The organism is Candidatus Hydrogenedentota bacterium (genome assembly GCA_035450225.1).
Classification (GTDB): domain Bacteria; phylum Hydrogenedentota; class Hydrogenedentia; order Hydrogenedentales; family SLHB01; genus DSVR01.
Genome location: DAOTMJ010000026.1, coordinates 40,569 through 53,168, shown reverse-complemented (window position 1 = coordinate 53,168; position 12,600 = coordinate 40,569). Strand labels below are relative to the sequence as shown.

Genomic DNA, 12,600 nt, shown 5'->3' with positions numbered 1-12,600 from the left:
TTTTTCACGGAGTCGCACTCATCTCGAAGCGTAGCGTTCCGCCTTCGGCGATTTCATCGTGCGTGAAATAGAGGCGGTCGAGCGGTTTATCGTTCAGCGTGACTTTCTTGACGTACATGTTTCTGGGCCCGTAATGGTCCGCGACAATCGTTAGCGACTTGCCGTCAATCCGAACTTCCGCCTTTTTGAATAACGGCGCGCCGAGCTCGTAGCGCGTCGTGCCGGCGCGCGGATAGAAACCGAGCGCGCTAAACGTGTGCCACGACGACAAGGTTCCACCGTCGTCGTTGCCGTCGAGACCAATGTAGTCGTCGCTGTGTTTCGTGTCCAAAATCCAGCGAACCCATTTTTGGGTGAGGTCGGGACGTCCCGCGGCATTGAACAGGTACGGCGCGTGGATGTACGGTTCGTTGCCATGCCAGTAATAGGCGCTCGGCAACTCGCCGATGCCCGCGCGCGATCGTTCAAAATAGGTTTCGAGTTCCTGGACAAAGGTCTCGCGGCTGGGGAACAACGCCATCAGGCCTTCCGGATCGAAGGGCACGAACCAGCGCCATTGCTCGCCGCTGCCCTCGCAGTAGGCACGCGTGTACCGGCCCTTGAAATCAACATAACTCAGGATATGGTGATTGCGTTCCTTCGGGAAAGCGCCTCCCGAATCTTTTCCCTCGAAATAGAGCGTGGCCGGGTTCCATGTATTGCGATAGTTGCGTGATCGTTTATTGAAGAGTTCCGCGTCTTCCTTGTATCCCAGCGCTTCGGCCAAGAGCGAGATGCCATAATCCTCATAGGCGTATTCGAGCGTGGCCGCCACGCAGTCGCCGGTCTTGTCCGACGGGCAATAACCCAGGCGCAGATACCATTCCAGGCCGTGGCGTCCCGCAAAGCGGGATCCTTCCGGCGGTCCCGTCAATGCCACCTGGCGCATGCTCTGGTAGGCGGCTTCGACGTCGAAACCGCGAATGCCCTTGAGGTAGGCCTCCGTGACGGCGATGTCGGCGGGCGTGCCGAGCATGCAGTTCGTGTAGCCGCGGCCCGAAGGCCATCGCGGCAGGGCGCCGCCTTTCTTCGCCATGTCCACGAGCGAGATCATCATGTCGCGCGCGTCGGCGCGCGCGATCAGGTTGTAGAGCGGATGAACCGTACGCCACGTGTCCCACAGCGAGAAATCGGTGTAATACGTAAATCCTTCCGCCTTGTGGACCGCGTTGTCGAAACCAAGGTAGTCGCCGTTTACATCGCTGAAGGTGGTCGGCATGAGAAACGCGTGATACAGGTTCGTATAAAATATTCGCTGTTGCTTCTTCGATCCGCCTTCGACACGGATGGTGGCAAGCCGCTTTTCCCATGCGTCCTTGGCCTCATCCACAATTCGATCGAAGGTCCTGCCGGCGACTTCGGCTTCAAGATTCTGCCGCGCGTTTTCGATGCTCACATGGGAGAGCGCCAGCCGCACTTCGACGGTCTTGGCATTGAAACCCAAGTCCGCGCCGATATCCTTCCCCGCCGCGCCATCCGCGCCTGGCGCCGGCCGTCCCTCTTTCCATGTGCCGTAGGTCGCGAACGGTTCGCTGAAACGCGCGGCAAAGTACACATCGAGTCCGCCATACCGGCCCGAAAACGAGCCGAATATCCTCACGGAACCCTCGATGGCTTGTTCGGACGGTTTGATCAGGACCACGCCGTCCTCGCAGCGTTGTTTGCCGATGCCGCTTGTGATGTCAATGAGCAAATGCGGCCGTTCCGGCTTCCGAAACGTGTAGCGGTGCACGCCCACGCGCGGCGTTGCTGTCAATTCGACTAGAACGTCATCCTTGGGCAGCCGGACGGCATAGTAGCCTGGAAAGCCCGTTTCCTCGCGGTGCGAAAATTTGGCATAACGCCTGTCTTTCGCATGGAGCCTTTGCGCACGCGATTCAACGGCGGGCAAGATGCGGAATACGCCCCCCTCCTGCGCGTCCGCGCCGACCAGCCGCGTGTGGCTGAATCCGAGGATCTTGTTGTCGCCGTAGAAGTAGCCCGACCGGTTCAACCCGTTCCAGTTGAACCAGGTCGAAGCGGTGTCCGGCGCGAGGCGCACCATACCGAAAGGCGTCGTCGCCGCGGGCGTGTCATGCGCGCACAGAAACGGATATCCCCCCGTCGCCGCGAACACGTTGACCATCGAACCGAGTTCCCCGGGCGCCACACCCGTCTTCAAATTACCCGGTGCGCGCAGGACGATGCTGTAATAATGGCCGATAAACCCAAGCGACACGAGCACCGGTAACGCAGCCAACACGATCAAAACGCACGCAATCCACCCAAGGCGGCTCCGCCGCAATGGCCCAATCACAGGTGTGATTTTTTTGTCCGCCCTTTCTGCGCTCCCAGCACAGAAGTTACGGGCAAAGAAACGAACAACGCGCCTCATACGTTCACCATTCCATCTTGGGGTTCGGGAAGGAAAAGCGATTGAGGTCGCGGCCCATGCCCGTTTCTTTCAATGTAATCCGGACGGAAATCAATCATCGTATAATCCTCAGCGGTATTTCTGGGCGCCGGCGGGAACCCACCACTCACGCGAATCCAAGCCGAATTTGTAAATGTTCACGTTCTGGAATCGCTTGTGGACCGCGTCCAACTCCTGAAGGCAGAAGAGGAACGTATAGGGTTGCTCGTCGTACAGAATCGCCTGAAATCGGTGATACATTTTGAATCGGGTCGGCTCATCGAATTCAAGCCGCGCTTCTTCCATAATCCGGTCCGCTTCCGCATTGACGAAGCCCACGAAATTGGATCCGTTTTCCGCCTGTGAACTGTGCCACACCTGATAGGGATCCTGTTCAATGGGCGGAATGGACCAGCCGAGAATAACGCTGTCGAAATTGCGCCCGTCCACGCTTTGCAGGAAGGTGGCCCATTCGAGCGGCCGGATCTTCATGGCGATGTTCGCCCGTTTCAATTCCTCTTGGAATACCGTGGCGACTTGTTCCGCTTCCGGCGACGACGCCCGAATCAACATTTCAAATCGGAACGGCACGCCGTCTTTCATACGGACGCCGTCTTTTTCGGAATAGATCCAGCCCGCCGCGTCGAGCATCTGTTTCGCCTTCGCGGGATCGAAGGGCAGCGGCTGTATCGAGGGGTCGTATTCGGGGCTTTCGACGAAGGCCTCGCCGGTGACTTCCTTGCCCAGCCCATAATAGATGGTGTCAAGAATGAGCCGGCGATCCAGCAGCATTGTCAGCGCCTGCCGCACCCGCTTGTCCTGAAACAAAGGCCTGCGCAAATTCCATCCCACATAATTGTACATCGGCGCGGAATATTTGCAGGTGGCGAATTTCGCCTGGAATTCGGGTTTCAACGCACGGTTCACGTACAACTCCGGCGTAAGCGTCATCGTGTCCAGTTCCTGGCGATCGAGCACTTGGAACGCCGCAGTCGCATCGGTAATGATCTTGTAGACATATTTCAGAATATGCGGCTTTTCCTGCCAATACGTTTCATTGCGGGCAAGAACGATTTGCAGGCCCGTCTCCCATTTCTCGAAAACATACGGGCCGGAACCGACGGGTTTTCGATTGTTCGGATGCGAATTGAAATCGCCTTCCGCATAGACATGCCGGGGAATGATGCGCAAGCCGCCCAGCATGGTAAGGTGTTTGAAATAGGGTTTCTTGCACACAAACCGAATGGCGTGTTCGTCAAGGATTTCGCAGGAGGTTACATCCTGGTAATAATTGCGCAAGGCCGCCGCATCCGTCGTCGGATCCATGAGTTTGTCGAAGGTAAACTTGACGTCGTGGGCGGTCAAGGGTTGTCCGTCGGAAAAAACGACTCCCTTGCGCAAACGGAACGTATACGTCAAGTGGTCCGGCGCGATGTCCCACGATTCGGCGAGGCTAGGCTTGATAGCCAGCGTGGCGTTATCACGTTCGATCAGCGAATCGAAAATAAACGACATGATCCCCGAAGCATACGCGTCCGAAGATGTCAGCGGATTGAGATGCGCCGGTTCGTTGGAAAGGCGCTGCACGAGCCAGTCGCCATCCACGGGCGATCCGATCTCTTGGGGAATGGCCGTTGTTTGCGGATCGGGCGGAGACGTAGCCTGCGGCGATGTCCCCCCACAAGCCGACAACAAAAACCCCGACAATACCACAAGAAAACAGAAAACGGCATCTCGTTTCATCGCTGTTCGGCTCCGTGTTTATTCTTTGGGCGGAAGTCGGCCGCCTCATTGGCGGCCACCCTATCAAATTCAAAATGCAAAAGGAAGAATTTGCAAAAAAGCGATTATACTCAGGATGTTCGGAATGTCAATGATCAAACGCAATCTTGAAAGCGATTTTTGGAAGCACATGCCGCTTGTCGTTCGCAACCGCCCCATGGGCTTTGTGTTATGATTCGCGCAATCGGGAGGTGATGTTTATGAAGCGCATAATTCAGGTGGGTGTCGGCGGCATGGGAACGTGCTGGACGGACCGGATAGCCGAATCGGACGAGTGGGAAGCGGCCGCCTATGTTGACACGAATCCGGCCCATTTGAAGGCGGCGGCCGCGCGGCACGGCCTGCCGAAATCGCGATGTTTTGCAACGGTCGGGGAAGCATTGCGCCGCGTCAAGGCCGATGCGTTGCTGGATGTCGCGCCGCAACAATTCCGGCGCGGCGTGTGCGAAACGGCCATCGGGGCGGGGCTTCACGTCATGTCGGAAAAGCCGCTGGCCGACAATCTCAAAAACGCGAAGGCCATCGTGGCCTGCGCGGCGAAACACAAGCGGATCTACATGGTGGCCCAGAATTACCGTTATCAACCCGTCGTGCAGACCATGAAACGATGGGTTTCGGAAGGGCGCCTCGGCGCCGTGGGATACGCGGGCGTCAATTTCCACAAGGGCCCGCATTTCGGCGGATTCCGTGAAGAAATGGCCTATCCACTCGTGCTCGACATGTCCATCCATCACGTGGACATGATGCGGTGCATTTTCGATGCGGACGTGACCAGCGTATCCGCGGCAAGCACCAACGCGCCGTGGAACTGGAACAAGGGCGATGCGACGATCATGGCGCAACTCGAATTGTCCAACGGCATCGCCGTGAATTATTTCGGAAGTTGGGTCTCGACCGGCTGGGAAACCCCATGGAACGCACATTGGCGCATCGAGGGCTCCAAGGGTGTGCTGTTGTGCGAAAACGACAAATTGGCCTTCTCGGCGACGCCGGACCGAAAGCGTGCGATACGGCTTGTGCCATGTCCGCGCGTTCATCAGGCCCGTCTGCTTGAATTATTCGGACGCGCCATCGAAACCGGCGAGGAGCCGGAAACCAGCGGCCGGCGCAATCTGAACAGTCTGGCGACAACCTACGCGATCGTGCGCGCGGCGGAAGCCGGACGGCGCATACACCTGAGCGAGATGCTGCGCTGATGGGTGAGTTTGCCTTCGAGGGAAACCGGTATTCGCTGCTGCGCCTGTTCGGCGTGGCGGTGTTTTTCATTGTTATTGCGCCCGTTTTCTGGCGTCAAACCCAGCTCCATCCCGACGCGATTGGCGCCGCCTATGAAAACGCCGACTTGTACCAGTCCATTTATCCGTCGTTTCATTACGGATTCAGCCGCATTCGGGCCGGCCAGCTTCCGCTGTGGAACGCGAAAGAATTGTGCGGCACGCCGTTTCTGGCCCAGCCGTCCACCGCCCTTTTCCAGCCCATCAACGTCGTTTTTCTGTTTCTTCCCACCGAACAAGCCATGGCCGTTCACGCGTATTTGTGCCTTGCGATGATGGGCATCGGATTTGTCGCGTTCGCCCGCGCGCTCGATCTCGGTTATACGGCCGCCCTGATTGGGGGAATCCTCTATGCGTTTTGTGGCGCTTCGGCGGCTGCGGCGTCCCGGCCGGCAATCGCGGCGGCGCTGGCATGGACTCCGTGCCTGTTCTGGGGAATGCGCGAAGCCATGCGGCAAACACGTTTCGGTTGTGCGGTTCCGGCCGGACTGGCGGGCGCGGCGCTGATGTTGTGCGGTACGCCCGCCGTCTCCCTCCACATGTTGCTTGCCGCACTCACCTATGGCCTCTTCCTGGGTTTTTATGCACCAGATGCCGCGCATGGACCGGACATGCGCGAGCGTTTCGAGCGGTTGCTCATCATAACCGTGATCGCAGTGGCCGTTTCAGCTGTGCAGTGGGTCCCAACCCTTGCATGGTTACTTCTCTTGGATCGTCCATGGGATGCCCTTTGGGCGGTGGAATTGCCCGCCCAGGCGCCCATGTCGTTCCATGAACTCGTTGCGCAGGCAATCGTTCCGCAGGCAGGCGCTTTGCCGCATCTGGTCTATATGGGCGCGGCTCCGTTGGCGGCAATTCCGCTGGCGTTCATTCACCATGCGTCCCGGCGCGACGCCTTTTTCTTCGCGCCGGCTGCCGCCGCACTCCTGGCTCTTGCGGTTATCGGCCCCGAACGGTTTCCGGCATCCTTTCCCCATGCATGCGCCGCGTTTCCCGCGTCTTTTCTGCTGGCGGCGCTCGCGGCGATCGGATTTGACCGGCTACTGTTGACGCGCCGCGGGACCCATGCATTGCGCCTCCGCCATGCGGCTGTAATCCTCTTCGTGGTTACCGCCGTACTGTTTTATGTTTCACCATTGGAAACACGCGGCCGACTGGCTGTGTTGCTGGGCATTGCGCTACCCGTTGTGCTGTTTCGCTGGAAATGGGTTTCCATCGCAGCCGGCCTGGCGCTTGCCACGGCTTTTCTTGCGGATTTGTCCACCGCCAACAAGAATCTTTATGCCCACCCCTTCTCCGATGCGCCGGCTTGCTATCAGCGCCATGGCCGCACGCTTCGCCTCGTCGAGGAACAAACTTTGGGCGCCCGCATGCTGACCGCGGCGCCACCGGTTCATTTTGGACTGCCCTTGCGGCTTGGCATGATTCGCGCAGGTCTCTACGAAGCGGGCGGACTCGCTCCGCTCACGCGCGATCAGGCCATTTGGTGGAGGCGGCTGGGAACCGGCGATGCGGCCAAGGCGGAGGCCGTTCGCCCAAAAGCCATTTTGGCGCCCGAAGCGGAACTGCCGGGGCTGCTGAACGCCATGGCCGTGCGCGCCATTGTTGTCGCGCCGGAAAGTCCGCTTGCGGACGGTCGTTTCACGCGCGGCGGCCTGCAACTGTCATCCATGCACACCGACGATGGCGCCATCTTGTTCCGAAACAATACCGCATGGCCACGTGCCCTATGGGTTCCGACATGGCGGATTGCGGAGGGCGCCGCCGCCGCGGCCAACCTGCTGGGCATGGCGGATTTCGATGGTCTTCGCGAATGTACGATCGATCGGGACAGTCCGGGATTCGACACGCTCGCGGCAATCGTTCCCGGTCCGCGCGATCCGGCCGGCACACCCTTGCCGAATCTCCCGGAAGGTCTGTCGTGCTCAGTCGAAGACCACGGCGCCGAACACGTAATCGTGCGCACCCGTTCACCGCAGCCCGGCATTGTGGTGCTGGCGGACACTTATGATCCCGGATGGAAGGCCACGATGGACGGAACGCCGTGCCCGATTTTGCGAGCCAACGGACTTTTCCGCGGGGTTGCGGCGCCCGCCGGATCGCATGAAATCGTGTTCTCGTACCGGCCATGGCCGTTCTTTACGGGCGCGGCCCTTTCTCTTGGCGCTTTGGGACTATTGGCACTCCTTGGAACCGTTATCTACCTCCGCGGCTGACGAGCCCTAAACACCGCCAACGCCCCATTTCCACGCAGGACGGCAAGCGACGGGATTCGATTTTTTGCCGGAGCGGCGCTCAAGCCTGTAATATACTGCCATGTTTACCCACTTTTTCATTGCGCTGATGCTGGCATCGGGCACGGATAACTTGCCGACGGGGAGCACCGTCATGGATATTGTACCCTTCGGGGAAATGCTGCGGGAAAAGGAAGGTTGCACGATCATCTGGGAGGATCCCCGCGAATTGCACCGCGTCGTGGTGGAATTCGAGGCGCCGCCGGATACGGACTTGCTTGCCCTTCACTATTGGCAAAGTTCATGGCCGCATCGGGAAATTCCGCGCAATGCGCCTTCCGGCGCCGGACAATCCGGCTGGTTCGATGTCGGCGACTGGTACAAAGGCCAATGGCGGACGGCCGACGCAAACGTTACGATTGAAGAGACCCGGGCCACATTCACCTTCAATCCGGTCAATCGCCTTGAATTCCCGGAATTGAAAACCTGCGATGCGCCTTACCGCACGACGCTGAAATTACGAATTCCCCGGCAAAACGGCCTCCCCGGCATCGTGAAAATAGAGGCATACACCGACACGATCTGGCGGCCCTTGGAGTTCGTCGTGGAAACGTCCGATGGGCGGCCCCTGATCGGCCATTTTGAAATTTTCAACGGTGGCATGACCATGTTCGACGGACACCGGGGCTGCCTGCAATATGCGGAAACACAGCACCATGGATCCTTCGACGAGACCATCGCGACATGGCGCAACGACAAGGACACTTTTTCGTTCGCTCCGAACGATCTCGTCAAATGGGGACATATTTTTTTGCCGGATTTCGGCGTCCTTGTGCGCCGGGCGGACGTGGATATCACCTACGAAAAGGCCGCCCGCGATTGCATGAATGCCGGTAAAGACATCTATTCCCGTGTCTTCGACATGCCGGAGCAGACTTTCCCCAACGCATGGGGCGACATGCCGGAAAAGGGACGGCATTATATCCCGCTAAGTTTCGAGGGCACGCGGCAACACTTCGGTCTAGACGGCGCATGCAATGTGTTCCGCAATCGGAACTGGATCAGGCGTCTGGCCGGTCGCGACACGGACCGCTGCGATTGGCGGGGCGATGAAATATGGTGTGAATTTGGATTGCCTCCCGAAGCCATGAAGGATCGCACGCTGGTGGATGGCTGCCTGCCCATGACCATAACCTCATGGGAACTGAACGGCGTCCGTTATACCCAGACCGCCTTTGCCGCACCCATCGCAGGAATACCCGGGGATGGGGAACGCGTCCTGGCGGACGATCCCATTGCGTTGTATGTCCGCTTCGCCATGGAACCGGTCGCAAACGTTCCGGCGCGCGCCCGTTTGCGGATCGCATCCTCGGATGGCGGCGGAACGGAATCCCTGGAACTGGACGGTCCCGCGATCGTGGCCGGCAAACAGTTGCGGATCCTCGTGTCCAATACGAAGGGCTTGTCGGGAAATGGCCCTGTCGTTCATTATGAGGCGAACATTGCGCCCGGCGGCCCCTCGCGCGTGCTCGACATGGCGATTCCCTTCGTCACGCTGCGCAAAAACGATCCGGAAACGGATCGGCTCCTCCCCGTCCGTTTCGATACAATGTTCGACGCAACCCGTTCGTATTGGAGGAAGCGCATCGAAGCGGGCGCCCGGATTCGCACACCGGAACCGATGATCAACGAATTCTACGACGCGCACCTGCCCCATCTGCTCATCAACACCGAGCGGGAAGTAACCGGCAGCCTGCGTTATATGGCCAAAGTCGGCACGTTCAGCTACGGCGTCTATGCAAACGAGGCCTGCATGATGATCACCGATCTCGACCGGCGCGGGTTTCACCAACGCGCGGAAGAGGCCATCGAAACGTGGCTCCATTACCAGGGGAAACGGCCGTTGCCGGGCGACTATCTGGATGCCGAAGGCGTGTTTTACAGCGCGGGCGGCTATGAGGACGACAACGGCTACAACCAGCATCACGGCTGGGTGCTCTGGTGCATCGGCGAACATTACTGGTATACGCGCGACGCGGCATGGATTGAAAGGACCAAACCAAACATCCTGAAAGCATGCGACTGGATCGCGCGCGAGCGGGCGCGAACCATCGAGTGGGCGGCGCGCAGGCCCCTGCGGGCCATCGAACGCGGACTGCTGCCCCCCGGATCGCTCGAAGACATCGCCGACTGGCGGTGCTGGTTGTCGAACAATGTCTATGCGTGGTGGGGCATGGACAACGCCGCGCGCGCATTGAAGGCGGCGGGATATGCGGAGGGCGAATCTCTGCTGGGCGAGGCCGAAAAGTACCGGAAGGACATCCTCGCCGCCTTCACGGAAGCCATGCGCCGCTCGCCGGTCGTGCGCTTGCGCAACGGCCGCTGGATTCCGCAAATTCCCAGCGAGGCGCACCGGCGCGGGCGTTCGTTCGGCTGGATCACGCAGACGCTCGAAGGATCGATCCATCTGGTTCGATGCGGCTTGATCGAGCCGAAGGAACGGATGTCGGATTGGATTATCCAGGATTATGAAGACAATCTATACCTTTCGGAACAGTTCGGATACAGTTTGACGGGCGACGATTTCGACCGGCACTGGTTCAGCCGCGGCGGCATTTCCCAGCAGGCCAACCTTTTGTGCAATCCGATCCCTTACCTCCTGCGCGATGAAATCCCGCATTTTCTGCGCGCCTACTTCAACGCCTTCGCCGTCAGTTATTTCCCCGACACGCGGATGATGACCGAACACGCCCTGCCGAACATGGGCGACTTCCGCGGCGACCATTACAAGACCTCGGATGAGGCCAATTCGACCTATTGGCTTCGGATGATGTTCATCCATGAACGCGGAGACGACCTCTGGATCGGCGCGGCCATCCCGCGTTACTGGCTCGCCGACGGACAGCGCATCGGCATCGAAAACGCCGCGACCCATTTCGGCCCCATGTCCGCGACCATCGAATCACAAGCCGCCGCCGGACGAATCACCCTGCGTCTCGATCCGCCCCGGCGCAATCCGCCCAAACGCATCATCGCGCGTTTCCGCCATCCCGAAGGCAAACGGATGACGCGATGCGAAGTCAACGGGACCCCCTGCATGGAATACGATCCCGAAAACGAATACGCTGTCCTGCCGGCTTTTTCAGGACCGATGAACATTGTTGCATATTATTGACATCGAATAGTTTCTTGTGTTTCTTGAGAGTACCGATTTCTTGCATGTATTCATCTGTTCTGAACGCGCATGGAAATAGTTTACTGGTACGGAACGTAGGACAGACTGTCCTGTCTGTATTTTCCGAAGCCACGCCATGCCCGTGGACGGACAGGCTGGACAGCCTGTCCCACACATTCGCTTTTATTTCAGCTCCTGTTGGGACTCTGCAATCAATGCTTCAATACGATTCGTAATCCGTTCAACCGGGAAAATGACATTTTTCGGGCAATTGCAATCTGTAATAAGGTTTGAGAATTCGCTACTCTCATGTTGTGTTTCATTTCGACCGAAATGGCACAAGGAAACCCGGCTTTTTCGCCTTTTTCAGCAGGCAACGTTGCCTGTCTCCCCCAATTCTGGAATAATTCCGATTCCATGTGGTTATGTATAGTCAAACGAAAGCCAATTGCCTAAGCGGTATCGAGGAAACCAATGAGCCGATTTTCCGTCATTGTCTTGTCGTTGTTGGTGGGCGCCGCGGGGTTTGCGGCTGACGCGCCCCGGTTTCGGGGACCAAACGGCGACGGCAAATTCAACGAACAAGGCCTTCTAAAATCATGGCCGAAAGAAGGCCCTCCCGTGGCCTGGATCGCGAAAGGACTCGGCCAGGGCTATTCGTCGGCTTCCGTGGCCGAAGGGCGCATCTTTGTTGCCGGCATGACGGCGGACGATCAGATCGGCCATATCCACATCCTGGACATGCAGGGGCGGCTCATCGGCAGCATTCCGTATGGAAAGGAAACCGTCAATGACGCGGCCTCCGGCGCGCGATCCACGCCGACGATTGACGGAAACCGTCTCTATATCCTGTCGGGACTGGGCGTTGTCTATTGCATGGATCTCGATGCCCGTTCCGTTAGGTGGAGTGTGAACATCCTCGAACGCTTTCATGCCGAAAACATCGAATGGCGCCTTTCCGAATCGCTGCTCGTGGACGGCGACCGCGTGATTTGCACCCCGGGCGGCAAGGAGGGCGGAATCGCCGCTTTGAACAAAATGACGGGCGACACCGTATGGGCGGCCAAGGGGATTGACGATAATGCGGCGTATGTTTCACCGGTTGTCGCCATGCACAACGGCCGCCGGATTTTGTTGACCGAAACCGCGCGGCAAGTGGTCGGCGTTGACGCCGATTCCGGCGCCTTGCTGTGGAAACACGAGCATCTGACGAAGTACGACATCCATGCCTGTGCGCCCATTTACGACAAGGGCCTCGTGTACTATACCGCCGGTTACGATTCGGGCGGCGGCGCATTGGAACTATCTCCGGACGGCTCAACGGTGACACAGAAATGGACGGACAAGGTCCTCGATTGCCAACATCATGGCGTTGTCCTTGTGGACGGCTATCTGTATGGAGGACGTCACCGTGGGCAGTTCGTCTGCCTGGAAATGGCTACCGGCACGCTGATGTGGAAAGCCCCGGAAATCCGGCAGGCCGTGACTGTCTATGCCGACGGCATGCTGTATTTGTACGAGGGGCCCCAAGAGGGCGTTGTCAGTCTGGTAAAACCGGATCCGGCCGGTTTCCAACGCACCGGTCAGTTCAAGGTCACGGAAGGAACGGAAAATCATTGGGCGCATCCCGCCCTTGCGAATGGATTGTTGCTCATTCGCCATGGCGATGCGCTTATCGCGTATAATGTCAAGGAGAATTGAGAA

At 58.6% G+C, this 12,600-nt stretch carries 6 protein-coding genes; 4 read left to right on the top strand and 2 right to left on the bottom strand.

What is annotated here, in order from left to right; genetic code table 11:
* Nucleotides 1-4 precede the first annotated feature (4 nt).
* Together P5540_13765 and P5540_13760 are read right to left on the bottom strand one after the other, a co-directional pair.
* A complete protein-coding gene (locus P5540_13765; GenBank protein ID HRT65882.1) occupies nucleotides 5-2,281 on the bottom strand; it encodes a GH92 family glycosyl hydrolase in 2,277 nt (758 codons plus the stop codon).
* Nucleotides 2,282-2,521: 240 nt separating this feature from the next.
* Nucleotides 2,522-4,174 carry a peptide-binding protein gene (locus P5540_13760; GenBank protein HRT65881.1) on the bottom strand — a complete coding sequence of 551 codons (1,653 nt, stop codon included), beginning with the start codon at nucleotides 4,172-4,174 and terminating at the stop codon, nucleotides 2,522-2,524.
* A gap of 239 nt (nucleotides 4,175-4,413) precedes the next feature.
* On the opposite strand from P5540_13760, the gene P5540_13755 reads away from it, so the two are divergent.
* The 4 genes from P5540_13755 to P5540_13740 all read left to right on the top strand — a co-directional run bounded on the left by P5540_13755 (nucleotide 4,414) and on the right by P5540_13740 (nucleotide 12,597).
* Complete coding sequence (locus tag P5540_13755) at nucleotides 4,414-5,409, top strand: Gfo/Idh/MocA family oxidoreductase (protein HRT65880.1); 996 nt, start codon at nucleotides 4,414-4,416, stop codon at nucleotides 5,407-5,409.
* Nucleotides 5,409-7,703: a YfhO family protein gene (locus tag P5540_13750; GenBank protein ID HRT65879.1), complete on the top strand. Its 2,295-nt coding sequence runs from the start codon at nucleotides 5,409-5,411 to the stop codon at nucleotides 7,701-7,703. Before P5540_13755 ends, P5540_13750 begins: the two co-directional genes overlap by 1 nt.
* 172 nt (nucleotides 7,704-7,875) lie before the next feature.
* Complete coding sequence (locus tag P5540_13745; GenBank protein HRT65878.1) at nucleotides 7,876-10,896, top strand: hypothetical protein; 3,021 nt, start codon at nucleotides 7,876-7,878, stop codon at nucleotides 10,894-10,896.
* 474 nt (nucleotides 10,897-11,370) lie between these two features.
* Nucleotides 11,371-12,597, top strand: a complete 1,227-nt coding sequence (locus tag P5540_13740) for a PQQ-binding-like beta-propeller repeat protein (protein HRT65877.1) — start codon at nucleotides 11,371-11,373, stop codon at nucleotides 12,595-12,597.
* Nucleotides 12,598-12,600: the final 3 nt, after the last annotated feature.